Raw genomic sequence first — 25080 nt, 5'->3', positions numbered from 1 at the left:
GACAGCGTGATCAGCCGTCTGTCCTACGACGTCGGTAGCCGAATCGGCACAATTCGCGCGCGGACCGTTGACAACTCACGGGCCGGTGGCGTTCAATCCCGGTCACTATGACAACGTTGTCTCCCCCCGGCCGGGACCGGGACGGCGCCCCGCGCACCGCGAGCAGACGAGCCACGATGAGCGACGTGGCCCGGCTGGCGGGCGTGAGCATCAAGACCGTCTCGCGCGTGGTCAACGACGAACCGGCGGTGCACCCGGACACCGCCGAGCGGGTCATGGCGGCCATCGAGCAGCTGGGCTTCCGGCGCAACCTCGGCGCGCGCAACCTGCGCCGCGGGTCGACGACCGGCACCATCGGGCTGATCGTCGAGGACGTCGGCAACCCCTTCTACTCCGAGCTGAACCGCGCGGTCGAGCGCATCGCGACGTCGTTCGGGCGTCAGGTGCTCACCGGCTCGTCCGAGGAGAACTCCGACCGCGAGCGCGAGCTCGTGCTGGAGTTCTGCGCGCGGCGGGTGGACGGCATCCTCGTCGTCCCGGCCGGCCTGCAGCACGGCTACCTGGTGCCGGAGATGCGCGCGGGCACGCCGGTGGTGTTCATCGACCGCCCGGCCGGCGACATCGTGGCCGACACCGTGCTGGTCGACAACCTCGGCGGCACCATCGAGGCCGTCACGCACCTGGCCGAGCACGGTCACCGGAGGATCGCCTTCCTCGGCGACAGCCCGGACATCTTCACCGCGGCCGAGCGCCTGCGCGGCTTCCGCGAAGGCTGCGTGCGCAACGGGATCTCCTACGACGAGTCCCTGGTCTCCATGCGCACGCCGACCCAGGACTACATCGGCGACGCCGTGAAGCGGCTGATGCACGGCCCGGACGCGGCCACCGCCGTGATCGCGGGCAACAACCGGGTCGCCGTGCACGTGCTGCGGGCGCTGGCCCACGCCGAGCACCGCCCGGCGATGGTCGGCTTCGACGACTTCGAGCTGGCGGACCTGCTCGACCCGCCGGTCACCGTGATCGCGCACGACGTCAGCGCCCTGGGCCACGCCGCGGCCGAGCTGCTGTTCGCCCGTGTCCAAGGAGACCAGTCCCCGCCCAGAAAGGTAGTCCTGCCCGTGCATCTCGTCGCCCGCGGTTCCGGTGAGGTCGCCCCGTGACCCTCGAACCCATCCGGCTCCCGGCCAACCAGCCCCCGCAGTTCTACCGCGGGGGCGACGCCATCGCGGCGCTGCGCGGCGCGTCGCCGGACAAGAAGTTCGGCCCGGAGGACTGGGTCGCCTCGGTGAGCACCATGTTCGGCCAGGACACCAACGGCCTGACCCGGCTCCCGGACGGCGCGTGGCTGCGCGACGCCGTCGTCGCGAACCCGAACGGCTGGCTCGGCGCCAAGCACGTCGAGACGCTCGGTACGTCCACCGGGCTGCTGGTCAAGCTGCTCGACGCGGGCCAGCGGCTGCCCGTGCACTTCCACCCCGACGACGCGTTCGCCCAGCAGCACTTCGACTCGCACTTCGGCAAGACCGAGGCGTGGATCGTGGTCGGCACCTACGGCGACGACCCGCGCGTCTACCCGGGCTTCAAGGAGACGCTGTCGAAGGACACCGTGTCCGAGTGGACGCGGGAGCAGGACGTGCCGTCGATGCTGGGCGCGCTGAACAGCGTCCCGGTGACCGCCGGCGACACCGTCTACATCCCGGCCGGGCTGCCGCACGCGATCGGCGAGGGCGTGTTCGTCGTCGAACTGCAGCAGCCGACGGACTTCTCGCTGACCATCGAATGGCGTGACTTCCTGGCGTCGCCGGAGAAGGGCCACCTCGGCCTCGGCTTCGACACCGCCATCCAGGCCCTCGACACGTCCGGCTGGGACGCCGGCCGCCTCGAGACCATCATCAAGCGCACGGCCGGGGACAGCGCGTCCACTGTGGACCTGCTGGCCGGCGGTTCGGAACGGTTCTTCCGAGCCGAGCAGCTCCGGACCGACAAGCTGACAACGTTGTCATCGGACCCGTCGTTCGCGGTGCTCGTCGTCCTCGAGGGCGAAGGCACGCTGCGCACCGAGCACGGCGGCGACCACGCGCTGGCCAAGGGCGACACCTACGTGGTGCCGTTCGACGCCGGCCAGACCGAGCTGTCCGGGACCGCGACGGTGATCCGCTGCCGGCCGCCGGCCCCGGATGGGAGGCACGGATGAGCGATATCCTCCTGGACGCGATCGACCTGACGAAGCACTACGGGTCCGTCGAAGCCCTGCGCGGCGCGTCGTTCCAGGCACGCGCGGGCGAGGTGACGGCCCTGATCGGCGACAACGGCGCCGGCAAGTCCACTTTGGTCAAGTGCCTCTCCGGCGCCGAGCAGCCGACGTCCGGGAAGATCCTCCTGGACGGGGCGGAGGTGCGCTTCGACTCCCCGACGACGGCCCGGCGGATGGGCATCGAGACCGTCTACCAGGACCTGGCCGTCGCGCCGGAGCTCGATCCGGCGGCGAACCTGTTCCTGGGCCGCGAAATCCACCGCAAGGGCATCCTCGGCAAGCTGGGCATGCTCGACAAGGCCGAGATGCGGCGCCAGGCCGTCGAGGAGTTCCAGCGCCTCGGCGTGACGCTGCAGAGCACGGACGTCCCGATCGGCTCGCTGTCCGGCGGGCAGCGGCAGAGCGTCGCGGTGGCGCGGTCGGTGGTGTGGGCGTCGAAGGTCGTGTTCATGGACGAGCCGACCGCGGCGTTGGGTGTCGTACAGCGCGAACGCGTGCTGGACGTCATCAAGAAAGTGCGTGACAAGGGCATCGCAGTCGTGCTGATCAGCCACAACATGCCCGAGGTGCTCTCGGTCGCCGACCGCGTCGAGGTGCTGCGACTGGGCAAGCGCGTCGCCCGGTTCACCGGGTCGGACACGAAACTCGAAGACCTCGTCGCCGCGATGACCGGGGCCCTCGTCCAGGAGGAGGCCGCGTGAGCGCGCCCACGAAGGACATCCAGGAAGCACCCGAGGCGGGCTTCGGCAAGCGGCCGCTGGGCAAGCGGCTGGCCGGCGCCAACACCTTCTGGATCGCGCTGGTCCTGATCGCGCTGATCGTCGTCTTCAGCGCCATCGCGCCGGGCGAGTTCCCGACGCTGTTCACCTTCCAGACGCTGCTCATCGAGACCGCCGTCCTGCTGGTGCTGTCGGTCGGGATGACGTTCGTGATCATCACCTCCGGCATCGACCTGTCCGTCGGCTCGGTGCTGATCTTCGCCGGCATGGTCGCCGGCAAGGTGATGGAGGCGATGTCCGGCGGCAACGCGTCGAACGCCGGCTGGGGCGTGATCACCGTCGGCCTGATCGCGGCGGTCGTCGCCGGGACGGTGTGGGGGCTGATCAACGGCTTCCTCATCGCGGTGGCGGGGATCCCGCCGCTGATCGTCACGCTCGGCACGATGGGCGCGGCGCTCGGCGCGGCGTACCTGCTCAACAACGGCTCGGACGTGCGCAGCGTCCCGGTCGTGCTCAACCAGACCCTCGGCTACGGCACGTCGTTCGGCGTGGTGCCGAACCTCGTCATCGTCGCCGTGGTGATCACCTTGATCGGCGCGTGGCTGCTGCACACGACGAAGTTCGGCCGCTACACCTACGCGGTCGGCTCCAACGCCGAGGGCGCGCGCCGCGCGGGCATCGGTGTCACCGCGCACCTGCTGAAGGTGTACACGCTGACGGGGTTCCTGGCCGGGATCGCCGGGTTCCTCTCGCTGGCGTACTACGCGTCGACCACGATCTCGGCGCACACCACGGACAACCTCAACGCGATCGCCGCGGTCGTGATGGGCGGGACGAGCCTCTTCGGCGGCGTCGGCACGGTGCTGGGCACGGTGATCGGCGTGTTCATCCCGGCCGTGCTGAAGAAGGGCTTCAACATCACCCACGTCCAGGACTTCTGGCAGATGATCGCCGTCGGCGCGGTGCTGATCGCGGCCGTCTGGTTCGACCAGCGGCGGCGCCGCCGTCGCAACTCCCGCTGAGTCCCCCACACACAAGTACAAAGAGGTGCTTATGAAGCTGACCAAGACTCTCACCGCCATGGGTGCCGTGGTCTCCGCGACGGCCCTGCTGACCGCGTGCGGATCCGGCACGGTCGGCCAGACCGGGTCCGGCGACAGCCAGGCCGGCTCGGCCAACTCCAAGAAGCTCGCGCTGATCCCGGGTGTGCAGGCCGAGCCGTTCTACATCTCGCTGCAGTGCGGCGCCCAGGCCGAAGCGAAGAAGCTCGGCTACGAGCTCACCACGCAGGCGCCGCAGAAGTTCGACGCGGCGATGCAGACCCAGCTGGTCAACGCCCTCGGCTCGAACCCGCCGGCCGGGCTGCTCATCGCCCCGACCGACGACACGGCGATGCTCGCGCCGATCCAGCAGGTCAAGGCGCGCGGCGCCAAGGTCGTCGAGGTCGACACCTCGCTGAAGGACACCAGCGTCGCGGTGTCGTCCGTCTCCTCCGACAACGCCGAAGGCGGCAAGCTGGCCGCCCAGACGATGGCGAAGCTCGCGAACGGCAAGAGCGGCTCGGTCCTGGTGCTCGACACGATCGCCGGGACGTCCACCACCGCGGCTCGTGCGAAGGGCTTCGAGGACGAGCTGAAGAACACCCCGAACCTGAAGTCGGTCGGCGTCCAGTTCACCCAGAACGAGCCCGACCAGGCGGCGTCGAAGGTGACGGCGGCCCTGTCGTCCACGCCGGACCTCATCGGCGTCTTCGCGACCAACCTGAACACCGGTGAAGGCGCGGCGACGGGCCTGCGCAACGCGGGCAAGGTCGGCGCGGTGAACCTGATCGGCTTCGACGCCAGCCCGTCCGAGGTCGAAGGCCTCAAGAGCGGTCAGTACCAGGCGCTCATCGCCCAGGACCCGGCGTCGATCGGCACCCAGGGCGTCCAGCAGGCCGTGGCCGCCATCGAGGGCAAGCCCGTGACGCGCAACCTCACCGCGCAGCTGCACTCGATCACGAAGGCGGACATGGACGCCAACTCGCAGTACTTCTACAAGCAGTCCTGCTGACCCGCTCCCCCGACCGGCGGCGGGGTCGTGCCGAGACCCGGCACGACCCCGCCGTCTTCACGTCGATCACCACCCACCCGGACCCTTCCCCCGAACGGCCGTCTTGCGCCACACTACTTGCACAGGCATCTGCACGTGCAGCTGACGGGAGGGCCTGATGAACTACGAACGGCCGGCCGTGCACCGGACGATCTTCGCGGTGGACGTCGAGGAGTACGGCGACCGGCGCCGGACCACGCCGCACCGCTTGGAGCTGCGCGAAGGCCTCTACGGCGCGCTCGTCCGGGCGTTCGACGACGCCGGCGTCCCCTGGACGGACTGCCGGCGCGAAGACTGCGGCGACGGCGTCTTCGTCCTCGCACCGGCGGAGGTGCCCAAGGGGCTCTTCGTGGAGTTCCTGCCCACCGCGCTCGCCGTCGCGCTGCACCGGCACAACCGCACGCACGAGGCCGGCGCCCGCATCCGGCTCCGGATGGCGCTGCACGCCGGGGAAATCGCCTACGACGACCACGGCGTCACCGCGCCGGCGATCAACCAGGCGTTCCGGCTCCTGGACGCGCCGCCGTTGAAGGAAGCGCTGAAGTCCTCGCGCGGCATTCTGGCGCTGATCACGTCGGCCTGGTTCTACGAGGAAGTCGTGCGGCACAGCGACGGCCTCGACCCGGCGACGTTCCGGCCGGTGCCGGTCGCGGTGAAGGAGACCCGCACGATCGGCTGGATCTCGCTGCCGGACCGGCCCTACCCGGCCCACGCCCAGCCGCGGTGACCGCCACGCCCGGGGCGCGTGGTCGTAGGATCTACTGCCCTGGACACCGTCGCCGAGGGGAGGCCCGATGACCGTGCACCTGCGCCCGGCGTCCCGCGCCGATCCGCTGCCGGTGCTCGCCGCCGCCCGCCGCATCACCGACGACCTGCGCGACGGCCTGTCCGGCACCCGCGCCCGCCGCGCCGCGCACGGCCTGCGCCGGCTGTTCGGCCTCCCCGGGCTCGGCCTCACCGACCTGTCCGGGTCGCTGCTCTGGTCGGGCCGGCCCGGGCCGGACGCGGTCGTCGCGACGGTGCTCGACGGCGTGCTGCACACCGAGGAACCCGGCTCGGCGCAGGACGTCCTGGTGCTGCCGCTGCACGTCCGCGACGAGCTGGCCGGGGCGCTGCTCGTCGTCGGCGACGTCCGGGACGCCGTCGCGAGCCAGGCCGCGGACCTGGTCGTGCAGGCCCTCGAGCGGGCCCGGCTGGAGGCGTCGGCGGAACAGGCGGCCCAGGCCGAGCTTCGGGCGCTGCGCGCGGAGATGTCGCCGCACTTCGTCTACAACGCGCTGACCGTCATCGCGTCGCTGGTGCGCTCGGACCCCGACCGCGCCCGCGACCTGATGCTCGACTTCGCCGACTACACGCGGTACAGCCTGGCGCGGCACGGCGAGTACACGGTCGTCGCCGAGGAGTTCCGCGCGATCGAGACGTACCTGGCGCTGCAGCGGGCGGTGCTCGGCGAACGGCTGCGCGTCCAGGTGCGGGTCGCGCCGGAGGTGCTCGCCGTCGCGGTCCCGTACCTGGTGCTGGAGCCGTTGGTGGAGAACGCGATCCGGCACGGCATCGAGCCGCGGCCGCAAGCCGGCCTGGTCCAGGTGCACGGCCAGGCGGAAGGGAACGACTGCGTGATCTTCGTCGAGGACGACGGGGTCGGCATGGACCCGAAGCGGGCCGCGGACATCCTGGCCGGGCGCACCGGCGACGACGACCCCGCCGGACTCGGACTGGCCAATGTGGACAGACGACTCCGGGACGTCTACGGCGCGTGGTACGGCCTGACCGTGGAGACCGAAGTCGGCGCCGGCACGCGCGTGATCGTGCGGGTGCCGCGGTTCCAGCCGGGGGTGCTGCCGTGACCGGCCTGCGCGTCCTCGCCGTCGACGACCTCCCGCCCGCCCTGGACGAGCTGTGCCGGTTGTTGCGCGAAGCCCCCGAAGTCGGCGAAGTCGTCGGCGCGGGCGACGCACTGAAGGCGTTGAAGCTGCTTCAAGCGGATCACTTCGACGCGGTGTTCCTCGACATCTCGATGCCGGGCCTGGACGGGCTCGAACTGGCGTCCCTGCTGGCGAAGCTGAGCGAGCCACCGGTGATCGTGTTCGTCACGGCCCACGACGGCCACGCGGTGACGGCGTACGGCATCGGCGCGGTCGACTACCTGCTGAAGCCGGTCCGCGCCGAACGCCTGTCGGCGGCGCTGGCGAAGGTCTCTCGCATGGCGACGCCTGCTTCGCGCTCGACGCCGGACGCGATGGCGGCCTTGCCGGTGGAGTCGGGCGGCCGCACCCGGTACGTCCGCCGCGACGACGTCCTGTTCGTGGAAGCCCACGGCGACTACGTCCGGCTCCACACCCGGGGCGGCGTGCACCTGGTGCGGATGCCGATCTCGCGGCTCGAGGAGTATTGGGAGGGAACGGGGTTCAGCCGGGTCCACCGCGGCTTCCTGCTGGCGGTGGGAGCCGTACTGGAACTGCGCAGCGACACGGCGGGCGGCCTGCTGGCCCACACGGAGGCCGGCGACGTCCCGGTGAGCCGCCGCCACGCCCGGGACCTGCGGGACAGGTTGCTGGAAGCCGCCCAGCGCGGCCAGCTCGGCCCGGGCCCGCGATGAGCCGCATCCGCCGGGTCGCCGTCACGAGCCCGCAGACCCGGCTCGCCCACGCGCGGCGCCGGTCGCGGGGCCGCTGGCGTCAACCCCGTCTCTCGGCCGGCGACACCCAGCGCGCCACCGCCCTCTACCGCGCCCAGCGCCGCCACGGGCTCCCCGCCCTCGTCCTGATGTTCGCCCTGCTCCTCGGCCTGCCCGGCGTCTTCGCGCTCTTCCCCGGCCTGGACTCCGTGCGGCTGCTGGGCATTCCGCTGTCCTGGCTGATGATCGCGGTCCTCCCCTACCCGGCGATGGCGGTCCTGGCCCGCTGGCAGCTCCGCCGCGCCGAACGCCTCGAGGACGACGACTAGTGGGCGTGGCACTCGCCGTCGCGCCGGTCGTGCTCGTGACGCTGCTCATCGGCGTCCGCGGCGTCGCCGCGATGCGTACGACGTCCGACTTCCTCGTGGCCTCGCGCCGGATCTCCCCGCTGGTGAACTCGGCCGCCGTCTCCGGCGAATACCTGAGCGCGGCGAGTTTCCTCGGCGTCGCGGGACTCGTGGTCAAGGACGGCATCGGTGCTCTCTGGTACCCGGTCGGCTTCACGGCCGGCTACATCGCGATGCTCGTGCTCGTCGCCGCGCCGATGCGGCGGTCGGGCGCGCTGACCGTCCCCGACTTCGCCGAAGCCCGCCTCAACTCCCCCGCGCTGCGCCGCCTCACCGCCGTCGTCGTGCTGGTGATCGGCACCATCTACGTCGTCCCGCAGTTCCGCACCGCCGGCCTGGTGCTCACCGCGGTCGGCGGCACGCAGTACTGGGTCGGGGTGGTGCTGGCGGGCGCCGCGGTCAGCGTCACCCTCGCGCTGGGCGGGATGCGCGCGGCGACGTACGTCCAGGCGTTCCAGTTCGTGCTCAAGCTCCTGCTGTTCCTGATCCCGGCGATCTGGCTCGTCCTGCAGGCCGGCGCGGTCAACCGGACCGACGCGCTCAACCCCGTCGAGTTCACCCACTTCGCCCGCGACACGCCGGTGCGGTTCGAAGTCGACGTCACCATGGAGATCCGCGAACCGACGGCCGTGCGCCGCAACGGCGTCGTCGAGGTCCTGCCCCCGGGCGAATTCACCGCGCACAGCCAGGACGAGGTCGTCTTCGGCGCGGGCACGGCCGTCCCGGCGGTCCGCGGCGGCGCCCCGCTGGGCGGCGCCGACTGGCAACGGCCGCTGCTCGACCTCGGCGACCAGGGTTACCCGCTGCTCGGCACGTGGGCCGTGCTCATCGCGACCATGCTCGGCACGATGGGCCTGCCGCACGTGCTCATGCGCTTCCACACCAGCCCGGACGGCCGCGCCGCGCGCCGCACCGCCGCGATCACCGTGGCGCTGCTGGGGATCTTCTACCTCTTCCCCGGTATCTACGGCGTTCTCGGCCGCGTCCTCGTGCCGGGCCTGTACCTCTCGGGCGCGACGGACACGGTCGTCGTCGCGCTGCCGTACCAAGTGGACAGTGGCTGGGCCGGCGGCCTCTTCACGGCGTTGCTGACGGCGGGCGCGTTCGCCGCGTTCCTGGCGACGTCGCTCGGGCTGCTGCTGGTGATGTCCGGGGCCATCGCGCACGACCTCGTGCCCGGCGGCCTGCGCCGGCTGCGGATCGCCGTGTTCGGCGTCGCGGGCGTGATGGTCCTGCTGGCGCTGCGCTCGGCCGAGCTCGACGCCGGAGTGCTCGTCACGTGGGGCTTCACCGTCGCCGCGTCGACGTTCTGCCCGCTGCTCGTGCTCGGCATCTGGTGGCCGCGGCTGACCGCGGCCGGCGGGATCGCGGGTGTGCTGACCGGGCTCGTCGCGTCGTCCGGTTCGATCTTGTTCGCCCTCGCCGGCCCGGACCTGCACGGCTGGGTGGCGATCTTGGTGCAGCAACCGGCACCCTGGTCGGTACCGCTGGCGTTCGGCGTAATGGCGCTGGTGTCGCTGCGGGGCCGGCCACCCGCCTGGTCGACGGCGGCCATGGTGCGGCTGCACCTCGACGAACCCCGTTCGACCGGACCGCGCGACCGTTCGTCAACCGTTCGTCGCCTGGCCCGGCTGTTGAGCCGCTGAATCTTCACTCTCACCTCACGTCTCCCTACGGTGACGCGGACCACTTTCCGCAGCGTCGCGAGGAGCAGTGATGAGCACGACGGACACCGGCGGCGGGCCTCCGGACACGTCAGAGACCATCTGGGAGAAGGCGCACGAAAGCACCGAGTTCCGCGAGCTGCGCAGCCGCTTGCGCCGGTTCGTCTTCCCGATGACGGCGGTGTTCCTGCTCTGGTACCTGCTGTACGTGCTCCTCGCGGACTACGCGCACGGCTTCATGAGCACGAAGGTCTTCGGCAACATCAACGTCGGCCTGATCTTCGGCCTGCTGCAGTTCGTCTCGACGTTCGTCATCACCGGCCTCTACGTCCGGTACGCCAACCGGAAGCTCGACCCGGTCGCGGAGAAGATCCGTGAGGACATCGAGAAGGAGCAGGCATGAAGACTCTCGCCGCGGGGGTGGAAGGCAGCAACCCGCTCCTCAACATCCTGATCTTCGCCGCGTTCGTGGTCATCACGCTGGTGATCGTGTTCCGGGCCAGCCGCAACACCAAGACGGCGTCGGACTACTACGCCGCCGGCCGCGCCTTCACCGGCCCGCAGAACGGCATCGCGATCTCGGGTGACTACCTTTCGGCGGCGTCGTTCCTCGGCATCGCCGGCGCGATCGCCATCAACGGCTACGACGGCTTCCTGTACTCGATCGGTTTCCTGGTCGCGTGGCTCGTCGCGCTGCTGCTCGTCGCGGAACTGCTGCGCAACACCGGCAAGTTCACGATGGGCGACGTCCTGGCGTTCCGCATGAAGCAGCGCCCGGTCCGCGCCGCCGCCGCGACGTCGACGCTCGCCGTGTCCTTCTTCTACCTGCTGGCGCAGATGGCGGGCGCCGGCGGTCTCGTCGCGCTGCTGCTCGGCGTCGAAGGCAGTGGCGCGCAGGCGCTGGTCATCGCCGTGGTCGGCGTGATCATGATCGCCTACGTCCTCATCGGCGGCATGAAGGGCACCACCTGGGTGCAGATCATCAAGGCCGCGCTGCTCATCGTCGGCGCGCTCGTGATCACCCTGTGGGTGCTGGGCAAGTACAACTTCAACTTCTCCAGCCTGCTGCAGGCCGCCGTCGACAAGGCGGGCAAGGCCGGGGAGACGCTGCTCGGCCCGGGCAAGCAGTACGGCGCCACCGGGACGTCCAAGCTGGACTTCTTCTCCCTCGGCATCGCGCTGGTGCTGGGCACGGCCGGTCTGCCGCACGTCCTGATGCGCTTCTACACGGTGCCGACGGCCCGCGACGCGCGGCGCTCGGTGGTCTGGGCGATCGTCCTGATCGGCGTGTTCTACCTGTTCACCCTGGTGCTGGGCTACGGCGCGGGTGCCCTGGTCGGGCCGGACACGATCAAGAAGGCCCCGGGTGGCGTCAACTCCGCGGCGCCACTGCTCGCGCTCGAACTGGGCGGGCCCGTGCTGCTGGGCCTGATCTCCGCGGTCGCGTTCGCGACGATCCTCGCGGTGGTCGCGGGCCTGACGATCACGGCGTCGGCGTCCTTCGCCCACGACGTGTACGCGAACGTCGTCAAGCGCGGCAAGACGTCGCCGGACTCGGAGGTCAAGGTCGCCCGGATCACCGCCGTGGTGATCGGTGCCCTCGCGATCGGCGGCGGCATCCTGGCCAACGGGCAGAACGTCGCGTTCCTCGTGGCGCTGGCCTTCGCGGTGGCCGCGTCGGCGAACCTGCCGACGATCCTCTACTCGCTGTTCTGGAAGCGGTTCAACACCCAGGGCGCGCTGTGGTCCATCTACGGCGGCCTGGCCATCACGATCGTGCTGATCGTGTTCTCGCCGGCGGTCTCCGGCAAGAGCACGTCGATGATCAAGACCGCCGACTTCGCCTGGTTCCCGCTGAGCAACCCGGGCATCGTCTCGATCCCGGCCGCGTTCATCCTCGGCTGGCTCGGCACGGTCCTGTCCAAGGAGCACGACGAGAAGAAGTACGCCGAAATGGAGGTCCGTTCCCTGACCGGAGCGGGCGCCGAGAAGGCCGTCGTGCACTGACACCCCGAGACACGAAGGCCGTCGTGAGTCACCCTCGCGGCGGCCTTCGGCCATTCAGTACGGCAGCTTCCCCTCGGCGACGGCGGCGACCGTCGCTTCGAACTGCTTCCGGACGTACTGCCACAGCCCGCCGCCCAGCGAAATCCTCGCCACCCCCAGTTCGGCGAGGCCGTCCAGGCCCGGGCTTCCCGGCCACGCGGGCGCGTTGACGGAGCCGCCGACCCCCTGCACGAACGCCGCGATCAGCTCGGGCGTGCGCAGGTGGATCGGGTAGACGCAGTCGGCGCCCGCCTCGAGGTACGCCTTCGCCCGGGCGATGCCCTCGACGAGGTGGTCCTTCGGGTCGACGCCGCGGAAGGAGTCGACGCGGGCGTTGATCACCAGGCCGTCGCCCGCGGCCTCGCGCAGCGCGGCGATCCGGTCCGCCTGCTGGGCGACCGGCCGCACGTCGCCCGTGGCGTGGTCGGTGTCCTCGAAGTTGCAGCCGACCGCGCCGGCGTCGAGCAGCCGGGCCGCCAGTTCGGCGCCGGACAGGCCGTAGCCCGACTCGGCGTCGACGGTCACCGGAACTCCCACGGCGTTCGCGATGCGCTTCGCCGCGGCGAACATCTCGTCGGCGGGCGCCTGTTCGCCGTCGGGGAAGCCGAGCGCGGACGCCACGGCGACCGAACTGGTCGCCACGACCGGGAACCCGGCGGCCTCGACGAGCTTCGCGGTGTCGGCGTCCCACGCGTTCGGCAGCACCAGCGGCTTGCCGGGAACGTGCAGCGCCCTGAGCGCGGCGGCGGTCACGAGTCGCGCTTCGGGAGCGGGCTGTGGCTCGTGACGGCCATGCGGTTCCAGGCGTTGATCGCGATGATCTCCCACGCGATCGCGCGGTACTGGTCTTCGGTCAGCACCTTGGTGGCCTGCTCGTAGACCTCGTCCGGCACGGTCTGGGTCGCCGACAGCTTCGTCATCGCCTCGGTGAGGACGAGGGCGGCTTCTTCCTCTTCGGTGAACACGTCGGTCTCGCGCCAGCCGTCGAGCACGAACAGCCGGCGGGCCGACTCGCCCAGCTCGAGGGCGTCGCGGCTGTGCATGTCGAGGCAGTACGCGCAGCCGTTGAGCTGCGAAGCCCGCATCTTCACCAGTTCGAGGAGCTTCGGGTCGACACCCGCGTTGGCGGCGGCCTTGTTCACCTCGGCCTGGAGGTTGGCCATCGCCTGGTAGATCTCGGGCGCGCGCCCGAGGCCGATTCGCTTCGTCATGTTATGCACGCTAGTCCGAACTGGCCCACGAGTATGGTCCAGTCACATGGCAGATTCATGGTCCAGTTCCGGGCTCGACGTCCACCTGGGCTGGGATCCGTCGACCGGCCGCGGCGGGCTCGCGGTGACGATCCGCGCGGCCATCCGCGAGGGCCGGTGGCAGCCGGGCGCGGCGGTGCCCTCGACCCGGGCCCTGGCCCACGACCTCGGCGTCGCGCGGGGCACCGTCACCCGCGTCTACGCCGACCTCGCCGCCGAGGGCTACCTGCGCACGGCCCAGGGCGCTCCGACGCGGGTGGCGACCGCGGGCTCGCTCCCCCAGTCCGCGCCCCGGCAGGCGCCCCGGGAACCGGCACCGCGCTGGGACCTGCGGCCGGGCCGGCCGGACCTGACGGCGTTTCCGCGCCAGGCGTGGATCACCGCGACCCGGCGGGCACTGCTCCGGACGCCCGCCGCGGCGTTCGGCTACGAGTCGGAGCTGGGCGCGCCGGAGCTGCGGGACACCCTCGCGAGCTACCTGGCCCGCAGCCGCGGGGTGGTGGCCGACCCGGCGCGGATCGTGGTGTGCCACGGGTATTCGCACGCGATCGCGGTGCTGTCGCGGGCCCTCTTCGGGCTGGGTGTCGGCGAACTGGCGTTCGAGAACCCGTCGCTGGCCATGTACCGGTCGATCGCGGCTGCCCAGGGCCCGCGGGTGGTCGGCGTCGAGGTCGACGAGCACGGCCTCGACGTGTCCACTCTGGACAGTCCGGCGGTGGTCGTCACGGCGGCGCACCAGTACCCCACCGGCGTCACACTGGCCCCGCACCGCCGCGCGGCACTGACCCGTTCAGGCGCCTGGGTGCTGGAAGACGACTACGACGGCGAATTCCGCTTCGACCGCCAGCAGGTCGGGGCACTGCAGGCCCTGGCGCCGGAGCGGGTGGTGTACGCGGGCACGGCGAGCAAGACCCTGGCTCCGGCCCTGCGCCTGGCGTGGCTGGTGCTACCCCGGAGCCTGGTGGAGCCGGTCCGCGCGGCGATGGCCGACAGCGGCTCGCGCCCGGCGGTGCTGGACCAGCTGGCGCTGGCCGAGCTGATCGACTCGGGCGCTTACGACCAGCACGTCCGCCGCAGCCGCGCCGAGTACCGCTCCCGCCGCGCCCGCCTCCTGGCGGCGCTCCCGGACTCCGTGCGCCCGCAGGGCATCGCGGCGGGCCTGCACCTGCTGCTGATGCTCCCCCCGGACGGCCCCTCGGAGGCAACGGCCCTGGCCGCCTGCCGCCGCCGCGCGATCGGCATCGAGGGCCTGAACGGCTACTGGATGACCCCGAACCGCCCGGGCGGCCTGATCGTCGGCTACGCGGCAACCCCGAAACACGCCTTCGCAGGCGCAACCCAAACCCTGATCGACGCCCTCTGGGAAATCACCCCCTAACCCTCCCCACGCCCCCCGTGTCGCCCCCCCAATCACACGAGTCGACCCTCCAATCACGCATGATGCCTCCCCAATCACGCGCGATGCCACTCCAATCACGGGCTCCGCCCGCCCAGACACACGTGATGCCCCTCCAAACACGCGCGATGCCTCCCCAAACACGGGGGATGCCCCTGCAGGCGCGGCTCATGCCCTCCAGGCGCGGCTCATGCCCTCCAGGCGCGACTTCCGCCCTCCGAGCACGAGCGTTGCCGCGGGCCGCACCCACCGGGAGCGGCCCGCGGTCACCGTCAGAACCAGCAGCCCGGCCGGACGCGGAGCAGTTCCGTCCGCAGCGCCGGTGTCCCGTCGACCGGTGCCGGGTCGTCCGCCGTCGGCACGATCCCGCCTGCGGCCACCTTGTCGAGCGTCTTGAGCCCTTCTGGCCCGACCGTCCCGAACACCGTGTAGTTCGGCCGCAGCGCGGAATCGCCGTACACGACGAAGAACTGCGAGCCGTTCGTATCCGGTCCGGCGTTCGCCATCGCCAGCAACCCGCGCGCGTACACGCGCCGCGCCCCGGTCGGGTCCGTCGGCGCCGGCGGCAGGTCCACGGGCAGCTCGTCCTTGTACTTGTAGCCGGGCCCGCCCTCGCCGGTCGCGGTCGGGTCGCCGCACTGCAGCACCTTCAGCGTCGGGTACGCCGTGAGCCGGTGGCACACCGTGTGGTCGTAGAACCTGTGCTGCGCCAGGTGCAGGAAGCTCTGCACGGTGCACGGCGCCTTCGCACGGTCGAGCCGCAGCGGCAGCTCGCCCTGACTGGTCGGGATCGCGACGTCGACCTTGCCGTGGCTCGGCGTGTGCCGCGGGTCGGGCGGCAGCGGCACCGGTCGCGCGGGTGGCTCGTCCGGCGTCTCGGTGTACTGGCAGGGCCCGTGGGTCGTCTTCGGCGGCGGTGCGTCGGCCGCCGTGGCGACGCCGTTGCCCGCCACGAACAACGCGCCGGCCGCCAGCGCGGTGACCAGTGTCTTTCTCATTCTGCACGCCCTCCCAGTGATCGCCCGGTTCCGGAGCGCTCGCAGTCTAGGACGCGGCATCGACAGTCAGAACCGGCGAAAGTCGCCCATGTCAGCCGGTCGGGTGAACCTCGGTGCCCGCACCCCCGAAACTGTCGGACCCCCGGAGCACGATGGTGATCACGCGGCAGAGCGCCGCCCGGCGAAGGGGGAGACATGACGGTGCACGTGGTCAACCGCAGGAGAAACGGTGTGGCGGCAACGTATCCGGGAGCACTGGTCGCGGACGTGACGTCGCGCGGGCCGGAGCCCTGGGTGCAGTTCAGCCCCTTCTACCCGCACGGCGGCATCCCGGTGCCGTACTCGCCGGGTGTGGAGAGCGCGTCCGTGGAGGGGATCTGGCAAGCGCTGAAAGTCTTCCGCGGCACGGGAATCGACGAGCGAAAGCTGAAGATCAGGTCGATGAGGGGCCTGAAACGCACGGTCGCCAAGCACGGCGAAGTGGTCGGCCACCGCGCCGGAGTGGCGGGCACCGAACTGCTGGCATACGAACAAGCACGAAGACGGATCTACCTGCCGTCCTACCGCTGGACACTGGAGAACCGGCTGGCCGACCTGGTCACCGAACTGCGTGAGACGAGCGCGGAGCGGGACGTGGTCCTACTCGACTACACGACCAACGGCGACATCGAGGACCTCTCGAAACCGTTGTCGCACGCGGCCTTGCTGCGCGCGCACCTCGCCGGGGAGTGGCCGTGGACGCGCTGACTCCGCTCCTCAGAGCCGGTCGCGCGGTGTTCGCTCGGATCCGCGCCCGGTTCACTGGCCGCGGAACAGTTCCGCCGATCCGTGTCCGCCCCGCTGACCACGGCTCAGTTCCGCGGGTCCGCGATCAGGTCGTCCGCCGCAGTTCGGTTCCGCGGGCGCTCCTCGGCCTCGGCTCACTTCCGCAGATCCGCGATCAACTCGTCGGCGGCGGCGAACGGATCGATCTCCCGCGCCACCACTCGCTCGGCGACTCCGGCCAGCCGGCCGCCGCCACGCAGGTCGGCGAGCTCGGCCCGCAACCGCCGTACGGCGATCGCCTCGACCTCGTCGCGGGCCCGGGCAATCCGGCGCCGGGCCAGCTCGTCGTGCATCACCAGCCAGTCGTGATGGGCGGCCATTGCCCGCACCACCTCGTCGACGCCCTCGCCCTTCGCGGCGACAGTCCGGACGATCGGCTGGCGCCAGCTCGGCCCCCGGATCTCGCGGCGTGCCAGCGAGATCATCTGCTTGAGGTCATGCACAGTCGCGTCGGCGCCTTCGCGGTCGGCCTTGTTGACGACGAAGACGTCGGCGATCTCCAGCACCCCGGCCTTCGCCGCCTGGATCCCGTCGCCCATGCCCGGCGCGAGGAGCACCACTGTGGTGTCGGCCAGCTTCACGACGTCCACTTCGGACTGTCCGACGCCGACGGTCTCGATCAGGATCACGTCGAAGCCCGTGGCGTCGAGCACGCGCACGGCCTGCGGGGTCGCCCACGACAGACCGCCGAGGTGCCCGCGCGTGGCCATCGAGCGGATGAACACCCCTGGGTCGGTGGCGTGCTCGGTCATCCGGATCCGGTCGCCGAGCAGCGCCCCGCCCGAAAACGGCGAAGACGGGTCGATCGCGAGCACCCCGACCCGCTTGCCCTCCGCGCGCAGTGCGGTGAGCAGCGCCGACGTCGAAGTCGACTTGCCGACGCCCGGCGGGCCGGTGAGCCCGACCACGCGGGCCCGCCCGGTGTGCGGAGTCAGGGCCCGTGCGATCTCCGCGACGCGGGGGTGGGCGTCCTCGACGAGCGACAGCAGCCGCGCGACGGCACGGGGTTGCCCGTCCCGCGCGCGGCCGACCAGGTCGTCGAGGTCGAGTGGACCGGCCACTTACGCCGACGGCACCCGCAGCAGGAGGGCGTCGCCCTGGCCGCCGCCACCGCACAGCGCGGCCGCGCCGAGCCCGCCACCGCGGCGGCGCAGCTCGTGGATCAGGTGCACGGCCAGCCGGGCACCGGAGGCGCCGATCGGGTGGCCGAGGGCGATGGCGCCGCCGTTGACGTTGACCTTCTCCGGGTCGAGGCCGAGCTTCTCGGTCGAGACGAGACCGACCGCGGCGAAGGCCTCGTTGATCTCGACGAGGTCGAGCGCGTCGGCGCCGAGCTTCGCCTTCGCCAGCGCGGCGAGGATGGCGTTCGACGGCTGCTCGTGCAGGCTCGCGTCCGGGCCCGAGACGACCCCGTGCGCGCCGATCTCGGCGAGCGGCGTCAGGCCGAGCTCTTCGGCCTTGGCCTTGCTGGCCACGACCACCGCGGCGGCGCCGTCGGAGATCTGCGAGGCCGAGCCCGCGGTGATGGTGCCGTCGGAGGCGAAGGCCGGGCGCAGCTTGGCGAGGCCTTCGGCGGTGGTGTCGGCGCGGACGCCCTCGTCGGTGTCGAAGACGACCGGGTCGCCCTTGCGCTGCGGGATCGAGACCGGCGCGATCTCTTCGGCGAAGTACCCGTTCTTGATGGCCTCGGCGGCGCGCTGGTGCGAGCGGGCGGAGAACGCGTCCTGCTGCTCGCGGGTGAGGCCGTAGCGGGAGTTGTACTTCTCCGTCGAGGCGCCCATGGCGACCTGGTCGAAGGCGCAGAAGAGGCCGTCGTAGGCCATGTGGTCGACGAGCGTGGTGTCGCCGTACTTGAAGCCGGAGCGCGACTTGGGCAGCAGGTGCGGCGCCTGGGTCATCGACTCCTGGCCGCCGGCGACGACGATGTCGAACTCACCGGCCCGGATCAGCTGGTCGGCGAGCGCGATGGCGTCGAGGCCGGAGAGGCAGACCTTGTTGATCGTCAGGGCGGGCACGCTCATCGGGATGCCGGCGGCGACCGCGGCCTGGCGGGCCGGGATCTGGCCCGCGCCGGCGGTGAGCACCTGACCCATGATCGTGTACTGCACCGCGTCCGGGGCGACCCCGGCGCGTTCGAGGGCCGCCTTGATCGCGACCCCGCCCAGCTGTGCCCCCGTGAAGTCCTTGAGGGATCCGAGCAAGCGCCCGATCGGTGTACGGGCGGCACCCAGGATCACGGAACCGGACACGGCGTCCTCCAAGCTTCGGCGCATGGGCAGTTTTTCCGACCATACCCGGAGGGCGGGCTTCTTGATGGAGCCAGTGTGAGGCGGGGCACGCGACGATTCGGGCTCGACGCCACCCGCGGGCCGCCTATCCTGCCCCCATGAATGACGCCCTGCGGCCGTTCGTGACGGCCATCGACCACGTCGGCATCGCGGTCCCGGACCTCGACGCGGCCATCGAGTTCCACCGCACGCACTTCGGCCTGGAGGTCGCGCACGAGGAGGTGAACGAGGAGCAGGGAGTGCGGGAGGCGATGCTGCGCGCGCCCGGCACCGCGGGCACCGAGACACAGATCCAGCTGCTGGCCCCGCTGCGCGACGACTCGGCGATCGGCAAGTTCCTGGCCAAGAGCGGGCCGGGCCTGCAGCAGCTGGCGTACCGCGTGTCCGATGTGGACGCCGCGGCGGCGGCCCTGCGCGACCAGGGCCTGCGGCTGCTGTACGCCGAGGCGAAGCGGGGCACGTCCGACAGCCGGGTGAACTTCGTCCACCCGAAGGACGCGGGTGGCGTCCTGGTGGAACTGGTGGAGCCGGCCAAGGGCGGCGCGGCGCACTGACCCGGGACCCGTTCCGGCGCAACAACTCCGGTGCGCCGGAACCGGTCCGCGGTGACAACGCCCGCCCGGTGCCCGCTAGCGGACCAGGCGGGCACGGCCCAATGGTGGCCGGAAGCGGGCCAGCCGGGCTCGGCCCGGCGATGCCCGTTAGTGGACCAGGCGGGCGGCCCGGCGATGCCCGCTGATGGACAAAGCGGGCGCGGACCGGCGATGCCAGGTGGCGGGCGCGACCCGGCGGCGCACACCAGCGGGCCAGGCGGGCACCGCCCAGCGGTGGCCGGAAGCGGGCGCGGCCCGGCGATGCCCGGTGGCGGACACGACCCGGCGGCGCACGCCAGCGGGCCAGGCTGGCGCCGCCCAGGGGCGGACCAGACGGGCACCGCCCAGGGGCGGACCAGGTGAGCGCGGTCTGGCGCTGCCCGGTGGCGAGCTACGCGGACGCAGCCTTCGACACGAGGGCGTCGGCGATGAACGTCAGCTCGCCGTCGAACTCGGCCGGCAGGTCGTCGTCCGAATGGCGGGCCGTTGCGTGGCGGTGGCTGACCGCGCGGGCCAGCAGGCCCGATGCGCGGTCGACGTCGGCTGCCGGGAGGCCGCCGCCGGTGGCCGCCAGGATTACCGTGCGGACCTGCCGCACCAGCACCAGGAAGCGCTCGTGGAGGGCGTCGCGGACTACGTGGTGGGTGTCGGCTTCGCGCCACAGCAGGTGCGAGAGCCCGAGTGACCGGCTGAAGCGGTGGTCGAGTTCGCGGACCAGCCGCCGCAGGCTGCCCGCCAGGTCGCCGGGGACGACGACCACGGCCGGCTCGATGCGCTCGTCGGGCAGGCGCTCGACGAGCGCGGTGAGCAGGTCCGCCTTGTGCCGGAAGTAGTAGTGCACCAGCCCCTTCGGCACCCCGGCCTGCTCGGCGATGCGGGAGGTCGGGGTGGCGTCGAAGCCGGACTCGGCGAAGAGCGCCTCGGCGGCGCAGAGGATGCGCTCCTTCGCCGAATCCTCGGTCATGCGTGCCTCCTGCGGCGTCAGTGCTGGCCGGCGGTGCGGTGCGCGGCGTTCGCGACCGGCATCGCTGCCGCGCCGGCGACGATCGTCAGCACACCGGCGATCCAGGACGTCCAGGACGCGCCGTTGAACTCGGTGTACCCCATCACCCACGGCGCGATGAACAGCAGCACGCCGAGCGCGATCTGGATGCCTTCGCCGTAGACCATGCCCGGCATCGCCAGCGAGACCAGGCCGTCGAGTGCGATCAGGGCGCCCAGGACGACCATCGTCCACATCGCGGTCGTGTCCGTGCTCAGCCAAAGGGGTGAAAGAGCGGCGACCACCCCGATGACGACCTCGGCCCAATCGTGCGGCCGGGTCCATGCGCGCGTAGAGACTTCACTCATTCGTGCTCACCTCCGTCGGTGAAACTGCTGGTCGGGTGGGTGTTCCCACCGCCGATGATCCGCTTGACTGGCCAGCCGGTCAAGATTGATCGGTCACAGTTCGACGTGTAATCGTGCTGTCCGTCTCGTACAGTTGTGTGCGCGAGTTACCGGCGAGTAATTTCTGCCGCCAACGCCGTTGACCCCCACTTCGCGGAGGAACCGATGACGCAGCTCGGCGAGATCCAGCAGGCCATCCTGAACGGCGAATCCGCCGCGGTCGGCTCGTTGCCCGTGCCCGAGAGCTACCGCGGGGTGACCGTGCACGCGGACGAAGTCGACATGTTCGAAGGCCTCGAGAGCGCGGACAAGGACCCGCGCAAGTCGCTCCACGTCGACGACGTGCCCGTCCCCGAGCTGGGCCCGGGCGAGGCCCTGGTCGCGGTGATGGCCAGTGCCATCAACTACAACACCGTGTGGACGTCGATCTTCGAGCCGATCCCCACGTTCAAGTTCCTGAAGAAGTACGGGAAGCTCTCGCCGCTGGCCAAGCGGCACGACCTGCCGTACCACGTCGTCGGCTCGGACCTGTCCGGCGTCGTGCTGCGCACCGGCGTCGGCGTGCACAACTGGAAGCCCGGCGACGAGGTCGTCGCGCACTGCCTGAACGTCGAGCTCGAAGGCCCGGACGGGCACAACGACACGATGCTCGACACCGAGCAGCGGATCTGGGGCTTCGAGACGAACTTCGGCGGGCTCGCCGAGGTCGCGCTGGTCAAGGCCAACCAGCTGATGCCGAAACCCGACCACCTCACCTGGGAGGAGGCCGCCTCGCCCGGCCTGGTCAACTCGACCGCGTACCGCCAGCTCGTCTCGCGCAACGGCGCGGACATGAAGCAGGGTGACGTCGTCCTGATCTGGGGCGCCTCGGGCGGCCTCGGCTCCTACGCGACGCAGTACGCGCTGAACGGTGGCGCCATCCCGGTGTGCGTCGTGTCCAGCCCGGAGAAGGCCGCGATCTGCCGGAAGCTCGGCGCCGAGCTGATCATCGACCGCAGCGCCGAGGGCTACAAGTTCTGGAAGTCCGAGACCGAACAGGACCCGAAGGAGTGGCAGCGCTTCGGCGCGAAGATCCGCGAGCTGACCGGCGGCGAGGACCCGGACATCGTGTTCGAGCACCCGGGCCGGGAGACGTTCGGCGCGTCGGTCTACGCCGCGCGCAAGGGCGGCACGATCGTCACGTGCGCGTCGACCTCGGGGTACATGCACCAGTACGACAACCGGTACCTGTGGATGAACCTCAAGCGGATCATCGGCTCCCACTTCGCGAACTACCGCGAGTCCTGGGAGGCGAACCGGCTGATCGCGAAGGGCCTGATCCACCCGACGCTGTCGAAGACGTACTCGCTCGAGGAGACCGGGCAGGCCGCGCTGGACGTCCACCGCAACGCCCACCAGGGCAAGGTCGGCGTGCTCGCGCTCGCCCCGCAGGAGGGCCTCGGCGTCCGCGACGAGGAGAAGCGAGCGAAGCACATCGAAGGCATCAACGCCTTCCGCGGCGCCTGAACCGGCGGGCGGCCCCCGGTGGCGGAAAGCGCCGGGGTCCGGCCCGATCGGGCCAGTTCCTCCCGCCGCACCACACCGCACGTTCGGCGCACCGCACGGGTGCTCACCCTTCCGTGACCCGGCTGCGACTACGGTAGGGCCATGAGCCTTGGCGATGAACGGGAGCTTGTGCCGCTGGGAGCCGGCTTCGACGTGGCGAAGCGCGGGTACAGCCGAGCGCAGGTCGACGAGCACCTCGAGCGGCTGGACGGCGACCTCAAGATGCTCACCGCCGACCGGGACGCGGCCATCGCGCAGGCCGGCGACCTGGCCCGGCAGCTGGAGATCGCGCGCGGCGAGATCGCGGACCTGCGCGGGCAGGTCGACCGGCTCGCCCAGCCGCCCACCAGCGTCGAAGGCCTGTCCGAGCGGCTGCAGCGGATGCTGCGCCTCGCGCAGGACGAATCCGCCGACACGCGCGCCCGCGCCGAAGCCGAGGCCGGCCACATCCGGGCCAAGGCCGAGACGGACGCGAGCGCCATGCGCGCCCGCTACGAGCAGCTGCTCACCGAGCTCGACCTGCGCCGCAAGGAGATGGAAGCCGAGCACCGCAAGGTCCTCGAGGACGCTCGCGCGGAGGCCAAGAAGATCACTGACGAGGCCGAGGCGGAGCGCAAGCGGCTCGACACCGAGTCGTCCGACCGTCGCACGAAGGTCGAAGAGGACTTCGAGATCGCGATGGCCTCGCGCCGCACCGAGGCGATGCGCGTGCTGGCCGAGCAGGAGGCCGCGAGCAAGGCCGAGGCCGCGCGTCGCGTCCAGGAGGCGACGCAGGACGCCGCCGACATCCGCGCGAAGGTCCTCGAAGAGGAGAAGGCCGCGAAGGCCGACATCGAACGCCGTCAGCGGGAGTCCGTCGCCGAGGCGAACAAGCGCCGGCAGGACTCGATCACCGAGGCGAACGCCCGGCTCGCGGAGGCCGCCGACGAAGCTCGGCGCCGCGTGACCACGGCGACCGACGAGTCGAACCGGCGGATCACGCAGGCCAACGAGCGCGTCGACGCCCTGCGCAAGGTCCGCGGCGGGCTGGCCGAGCAGGTCCGCGCGGCGCGAGCGGTGCTGGCCGAAGCGCACACCGTCCTCGGCGACGACGTGAAGGTGCCCGCGGACGTCACGGCCGATCTGAAGGGCAGCGACCTGAAGGCGGAGAAGCCGGCGGCCGCCGAAGACACCGAGAAGACGGTCCGGACGCCCGACGTCGAGGAGACCATCCGGATCCGCGCCTCGGACGTCCCCAAGCCGAAGCCCGCGCCCAAGCCCGCCCCGAAGCCCGCTCCGCGGCCGAGCGGAGCGCAGAAAGCGACTGGCGAGTAACCTTCCACCCGACACGGGCGCGGACGAGCCTGCGCGGTCGGTCCCGACCGGCTATCGTCCCTGCTCACGCGGGATCACCTGGAGGTTTTGCGCATGGGTGCGGCATATCGGACCGTGGTGGTGGGCACGGACGGCTCGGAGTCCTCGTTCGCGGCGGTGGACCGCGCGGCGGCGGTGGCCGGCGACGCGGGCGCCACGCTCGTCATCGCGTGTGCGTACTACCCGGCCAGCAAGTCCGACGTCGACAAGGCCCAGGACGTCCTCGGCGAAGAGGCGTACCAGGTCGTCGGCTCGGCCCCGGCCGAGGACACGCTGCAGTCGGCGCGCGACCGGGCGACCAAGGCCGGCGCGGCGAAGATCGACACGATCGCGGTGAAGGGCGACCCGGTCGACTCGCTGCGCAAGGTCGTGCACGAGCGCGAGGCCGACCTGCTGGTGGTCGGCAACCGCGGGCTCAACACGATCGCCGGCCGGATCCTGGGCTCGGTGCCGTCCGAGGTGGCACGCAAGTCCGGCGTGGACGTGCTGATCGTCCACACGACCTGAGCCGTGACCGATCCGAGCGAGGAGCTTCAGCAGCGGCTCGAACGCGTCCTGCTCGGCGGCAGGCGGAAGTACACCCGGCTCGAAGTGGCCGAAAAGGCCGGCGTGCCCGATGAGCGGTCACGCCGGCTTTGGCGCGCGCTGGGCTTCGCGACGGTCCGCGACGACGAGGTCGTCTTCACCGACGCGGACGTCGAGGCGATGCGGACGGCGGACCAGCTGGTCCAGTCGGGGCTGATCGACCCGAGCATCGAGGTCTCGGTGACGCGCGCGCTCGGCCAGCACCTGTCGCGGCTGGCCGAATGGCAGGTCGACATGCTGTGGGAGCTGATCCGCGAGCAGCCGGAGCTGGGCCGCAACGAGCGTCAGGTGACGCGCCTGGTCGACCGGCTGCTGCCGGAGCTCGAACGGGTCCAGAACTTCGTCTGGCGCCGGCATCTCGCGGCGTACGCGGGCCGGGCGTTCGCGGCCGCGGGCGACAACGTCGAGGCGCGCACCGAAGTGGTCGGCTTCGTCGACATGGTCGGCTACACGAGGCTGACCCGCCAGATCGACGAAGACGAGCTGAGCCGCGTGCTCGACGCGTTCGAGACGCTGGCGACGGAGGTGATCGCCGAGCACCACGGCCGCGTGGTGAAGATGATCGGCGACGAGGTCCTGTTCGTCGCGGACTCGGCGGCCGACGCGGCGGAGATCGCCCTGACCCTGACCGAGCGGACGTCGGCGGACGAAAGCCTCCCGGCGGTCCGCGCGGGCATGGCGTCGGGCCGCATCCTGTCGCGGTTCGGCGACGTCTACGGCTCGGTGGTCAACCTGGCGGCCCGGCTGACGTCGGTGGCCCGCCCGGGCACGATCCTGGTCGACAAGGAGCTGGCGACCGAGCTGAAGGACGAGAAGGAGTACGAGCTGCGCCCCCGCCGGCCGGTGACGGTCCGCGGCTACAACCGCCTCCGCCCGGCAGCCCTGCGACGCGCCCGCGAGGCCCCGACGGGACGGTTCGCGAGCTCCCAGCAGCTGGCGGCGGAGATGCTGGGGCTGACGGATCCGACGGCCAAGCCCGTGGAGGAACCGGAGATCGCGCCCGAGGACGAAGTGACGGAGCGTCCCCGCCGTCGCCGGAGACGCCGCATCCTCTGAGCCG

26 protein-coding genes are annotated in these 25080 nt (G+C 71.5%); 19 read left to right on the top strand and 7 right to left on the bottom strand.

Features of this window, described 5'->3' with window-relative positions:
* Positions 1-176 precede the first annotated feature (176 nt).
* From ACWEN0_RS27260 to ACWEN0_RS27205, 12 genes are all read left to right on the top strand, one after another.
* Entirely contained in the window at positions 177-1160 is a 984-nt protein-coding gene (locus ACWEN0_RS27260) for a LacI family DNA-binding transcriptional regulator (protein ID WP_451979268.1), read from the top strand.
* Positions 1157-2194, top strand: a complete 1038-nt coding sequence (locus ACWEN0_RS27255; protein ID WP_451979265.1) for a class I mannose-6-phosphate isomerase — start codon at positions 1157-1159, stop codon at positions 2192-2194. Before ACWEN0_RS27260 ends, ACWEN0_RS27255 begins: the two co-directional genes overlap by 4 nt.
* The gene (locus ACWEN0_RS27250; RefSeq protein WP_451979261.1) at positions 2191-2955 is read left to right on the top strand and encodes an ATP-binding cassette domain-containing protein; all 765 of its coding nucleotides are present in this window, start codon (positions 2191-2193) and stop codon (positions 2953-2955) included. Before ACWEN0_RS27255 ends, ACWEN0_RS27250 begins: the two co-directional genes overlap by 4 nt.
* Positions 2952-3995, top strand: coding sequence for an ABC transporter permease (locus ACWEN0_RS27245; protein WP_451979259.1), 1044 nt, complete (start codon positions 2952-2954; stop codon positions 3993-3995). Before ACWEN0_RS27250 ends, ACWEN0_RS27245 begins: the two co-directional genes overlap by 4 nt.
* A gap of 31 nt (positions 3996-4026) precedes the next feature.
* A complete protein-coding gene (locus tag ACWEN0_RS27240; protein ID WP_451979256.1) occupies positions 4027-5025 on the top strand; it encodes an ABC transporter substrate-binding protein in 999 nt (332 codons plus the stop codon).
* 157 nt (positions 5026-5182) lie between these two features.
* Positions 5183-5791 (top strand): hypothetical protein, encoded by a 609-nt coding sequence (locus ACWEN0_RS27235; protein ID WP_451979253.1) that lies wholly within the window; start codon positions 5183-5185, stop codon positions 5789-5791.
* Positions 5792-5858: 67 nt separating this feature from the next.
* Positions 5859-6911 carry a sensor histidine kinase gene (locus ACWEN0_RS27230; RefSeq protein WP_451979250.1) on the top strand — a complete coding sequence of 351 codons (1053 nt, stop codon included), beginning with the start codon at positions 5859-5861 and terminating at the stop codon, positions 6909-6911.
* Positions 6908-7663: a LytR/AlgR family response regulator transcription factor gene (locus tag ACWEN0_RS27225; RefSeq protein WP_451979247.1), complete on the top strand. Its 756-nt coding sequence runs from the start codon at positions 6908-6910 to the stop codon at positions 7661-7663. Before ACWEN0_RS27230 ends, ACWEN0_RS27225 begins: the two co-directional genes overlap by 4 nt.
* Complete coding sequence (locus ACWEN0_RS27220; RefSeq protein ID WP_451979244.1) at positions 7660-8010, top strand: hypothetical protein; 351 nt, start codon at positions 7660-7662, stop codon at positions 8008-8010. Before ACWEN0_RS27225 ends, ACWEN0_RS27220 begins: the two co-directional genes overlap by 4 nt.
* Positions 8010-9734 (top strand): sodium/solute symporter, encoded by a 1725-nt coding sequence (locus tag ACWEN0_RS27215; protein WP_451979241.1) that lies wholly within the window; start codon positions 8010-8012, stop codon positions 9732-9734. The genes ACWEN0_RS27220 and ACWEN0_RS27215 overlap by 1 nt, the downstream gene beginning before the upstream one ends.
* A 70-nt stretch (positions 9735-9804) precedes the next feature.
* The gene (locus ACWEN0_RS27210) at positions 9805-10155 is read left to right on the top strand and encodes a DUF485 domain-containing protein (RefSeq protein ID WP_086673121.1); all 351 of its coding nucleotides are present in this window, start codon (positions 9805-9807) and stop codon (positions 10153-10155) included.
* Positions 10152-11759, top strand: a complete 1608-nt coding sequence (locus ACWEN0_RS27205) for a solute symporter family protein (RefSeq protein ID WP_451979238.1) — start codon at positions 10152-10154, stop codon at positions 11757-11759. The genes ACWEN0_RS27210 and ACWEN0_RS27205 overlap by 4 nt, the downstream gene beginning before the upstream one ends.
* Positions 11760-11813: 54 nt before the next feature.
* Here ACWEN0_RS27205 and ACWEN0_RS27200 read toward each other — a convergent pair whose 3' ends face one another.
* Positions 11814-12551: an isocitrate lyase/PEP mutase family protein gene (locus ACWEN0_RS27200; protein ID WP_451979235.1), complete on the bottom strand. Its 738-nt coding sequence runs from the start codon at positions 12549-12551 to the stop codon at positions 11814-11816.
* Positions 12548-13009 carry a carboxymuconolactone decarboxylase family protein gene (locus tag ACWEN0_RS27195; protein ID WP_451979232.1) on the bottom strand — a complete coding sequence of 154 codons (462 nt, stop codon included), beginning with the start codon at positions 13007-13009 and terminating at the stop codon, positions 12548-12550. The genes ACWEN0_RS27200 and ACWEN0_RS27195 overlap by 4 nt, the downstream gene beginning before the upstream one ends.
* Positions 13010-13055: 46 nt before the next feature.
* On the opposite strand from ACWEN0_RS27195, the gene pdxR reads away from it, so the two are divergent.
* On the top strand, positions 13056-14426 hold the full coding sequence (gene pdxR / locus ACWEN0_RS27190; RefSeq protein WP_451979229.1) for a MocR-like pyridoxine biosynthesis transcription factor PdxR: 1371 nt from the start codon (positions 13056-13058) through the stop codon (positions 14424-14426).
* Positions 14427-14716: 290 nt separating this feature from the next.
* On the opposite strand, the gene ACWEN0_RS27185 is transcribed toward pdxR, so the two are convergent.
* On the bottom strand, positions 14717-15442 hold the full coding sequence (locus ACWEN0_RS27185; RefSeq protein ID WP_451979226.1) for a peptidylprolyl isomerase: 726 nt from the start codon (positions 15440-15442) through the stop codon (positions 14717-14719).
* A 231-nt stretch (positions 15443-15673) separates the two neighbouring features.
* Between ACWEN0_RS27185 and ACWEN0_RS27180 the strand changes: the two genes are divergently transcribed.
* The gene (locus ACWEN0_RS27180) at positions 15674-16189 is read left to right on the top strand and encodes a DUF6939 family protein (RefSeq protein WP_451979223.1); all 516 of its coding nucleotides are present in this window, start codon (positions 15674-15676) and stop codon (positions 16187-16189) included.
* A 173-nt stretch (positions 16190-16362) separates the two neighbouring features.
* On the opposite strand, the gene meaB is transcribed toward ACWEN0_RS27180, so the two are convergent.
* Positions 16363-17328, bottom strand: coding sequence for a methylmalonyl Co-A mutase-associated GTPase MeaB (gene meaB, locus ACWEN0_RS27175; RefSeq protein ID WP_451979220.1), 966 nt, complete (start codon positions 17326-17328; stop codon positions 16363-16365).
* Positions 17329-18516, bottom strand: a complete 1188-nt coding sequence (locus ACWEN0_RS27170; protein WP_451979217.1) for an acetyl-CoA C-acetyltransferase — start codon at positions 18514-18516, stop codon at positions 17329-17331. It abuts the gene before it with no gap.
* 137 nt (positions 18517-18653) lie between these two features.
* On the opposite strand from ACWEN0_RS27170, the gene mce reads away from it, so the two are divergent.
* Positions 18654-19109 carry a methylmalonyl-CoA epimerase gene (mce, locus tag ACWEN0_RS27165; protein WP_451979214.1) on the top strand — a complete coding sequence of 152 codons (456 nt, stop codon included), beginning with the start codon at positions 18654-18656 and terminating at the stop codon, positions 19107-19109.
* 430 nt (positions 19110-19539) lie between these two features.
* Here mce and ACWEN0_RS27160 read toward each other — a convergent pair whose 3' ends face one another.
* Positions 19540-20112, bottom strand: a complete 573-nt coding sequence (locus ACWEN0_RS27160; RefSeq protein ID WP_451979211.1) for a TetR/AcrR family transcriptional regulator — start codon at positions 20110-20112, stop codon at positions 19540-19542.
* 17 nt (positions 20113-20129) lie between these two features.
* On the bottom strand, positions 20130-20498 hold the full coding sequence (locus tag ACWEN0_RS27155) for an SPW repeat domain-containing protein (RefSeq protein ID WP_451979208.1): 369 nt from the start codon (positions 20496-20498) through the stop codon (positions 20130-20132).
* A 204-nt stretch (positions 20499-20702) separates the two neighbouring features.
* Between ACWEN0_RS27155 and ccrA the strand changes: the two genes are divergently transcribed.
* From ccrA to ACWEN0_RS27135, 4 genes are all read left to right on the top strand, one after another.
* The gene (gene ccrA, locus ACWEN0_RS27150) at positions 20703-22043 is read left to right on the top strand and encodes a crotonyl-CoA carboxylase/reductase (protein ID WP_451979205.1); all 1341 of its coding nucleotides are present in this window, start codon (positions 20703-20705) and stop codon (positions 22041-22043) included.
* A 168-nt stretch (positions 22044-22211) separates the two neighbouring features.
* Positions 22212-23396: a chromosome segregation protein gene (locus tag ACWEN0_RS27145; protein WP_451979815.1), complete on the top strand. Its 1185-nt coding sequence runs from the start codon at positions 22212-22214 to the stop codon at positions 23394-23396.
* Between the two features lie 93 nt (positions 23397-23489).
* Complete coding sequence (locus tag ACWEN0_RS27140; protein ID WP_451979202.1) at positions 23490-23942, top strand: universal stress protein; 453 nt, start codon at positions 23490-23492, stop codon at positions 23940-23942.
* Positions 23943-23945: 3 nt separating this feature from the next.
* Positions 23946-25076: an adenylate/guanylate cyclase domain-containing protein gene (locus tag ACWEN0_RS27135; RefSeq protein ID WP_451979200.1), complete on the top strand. Its 1131-nt coding sequence runs from the start codon at positions 23946-23948 to the stop codon at positions 25074-25076.
* Positions 25077-25080: the final 4 nt, after the last annotated feature.

It is taken from the genome of Amycolatopsis sp. NPDC004378 (genome assembly GCF_053602455.1).
The sequence above is the reverse complement of the archived record's forward strand: the minus strand, read 5'-3'. Positions and strand labels throughout refer to the sequence as shown.

Coding starts and splice junctions, on each gene's coding strand:
- ACWEN0_RS27185 (WP_451979226.1), bottom strand. CDS start 15,442: ATGAGAAAGACACTGGTCACCGCGCTGGCGGCCGGCGCGTTGTTCGTG.
- ccrA (WP_451979205.1), top strand. CDS start 20,703: ATGACGCAGCTCGGCGAGATCCAGCAGGCCATCCTGAACGGCGAATCC.
- mce (WP_451979214.1), top strand. CDS start 18,654: ATGAATGACGCCCTGCGGCCGTTCGTGACGGCCATCGACCACGTCGGC.
- ACWEN0_RS27205 (WP_451979238.1), top strand. CDS start 10,152: ATGAAGACTCTCGCCGCGGGGGTGGAAGGCAGCAACCCGCTCCTCAAC.
- pdxR (WP_451979229.1), top strand. CDS start 13,056: ATGGCAGATTCATGGTCCAGTTCCGGGCTCGACGTCCACCTGGGCTGG.
- ACWEN0_RS27260 (WP_451979268.1), top strand. CDS start 177: ATGAGCGACGTGGCCCGGCTGGCGGGCGTGAGCATCAAGACCGTCTCG.
- ACWEN0_RS27230 (WP_451979250.1), top strand. CDS start 5,859: ATGACCGTGCACCTGCGCCCGGCGTCCCGCGCCGATCCGCTGCCGGTG.
- ACWEN0_RS27140 (WP_451979202.1), top strand. CDS start 23,490: ATGGGTGCGGCATATCGGACCGTGGTGGTGGGCACGGACGGCTCGGAG.
- ACWEN0_RS27220 (WP_451979244.1), top strand. CDS start 7,660: ATGAGCCGCATCCGCCGGGTCGCCGTCACGAGCCCGCAGACCCGGCTC.
- ACWEN0_RS27240 (WP_451979256.1), top strand. CDS start 4,027: ATGAAGCTGACCAAGACTCTCACCGCCATGGGTGCCGTGGTCTCCGCG.
- ACWEN0_RS27155 (WP_451979208.1), bottom strand. CDS start 20,498: ATGAGTGAAGTCTCTACGCGCGCATGGACCCGGCCGCACGATTGGGCC.
- ACWEN0_RS27250 (WP_451979261.1), top strand. CDS start 2,191: ATGAGCGATATCCTCCTGGACGCGATCGACCTGACGAAGCACTACGGG.
- ACWEN0_RS27195 (WP_451979232.1), bottom strand. CDS start 13,009: ATGACGAAGCGAATCGGCCTCGGGCGCGCGCCCGAGATCTACCAGGCG.
- ACWEN0_RS27235 (WP_451979253.1), top strand. CDS start 5,183: ATGAACTACGAACGGCCGGCCGTGCACCGGACGATCTTCGCGGTGGAC.
- ACWEN0_RS27210 (WP_086673121.1), top strand. CDS start 9,805: ATGAGCACGACGGACACCGGCGGCGGGCCTCCGGACACGTCAGAGACC.
- ACWEN0_RS27160 (WP_451979211.1), bottom strand. CDS start 20,112: ATGACCGAGGATTCGGCGAAGGAGCGCATCCTCTGCGCCGCCGAGGCG.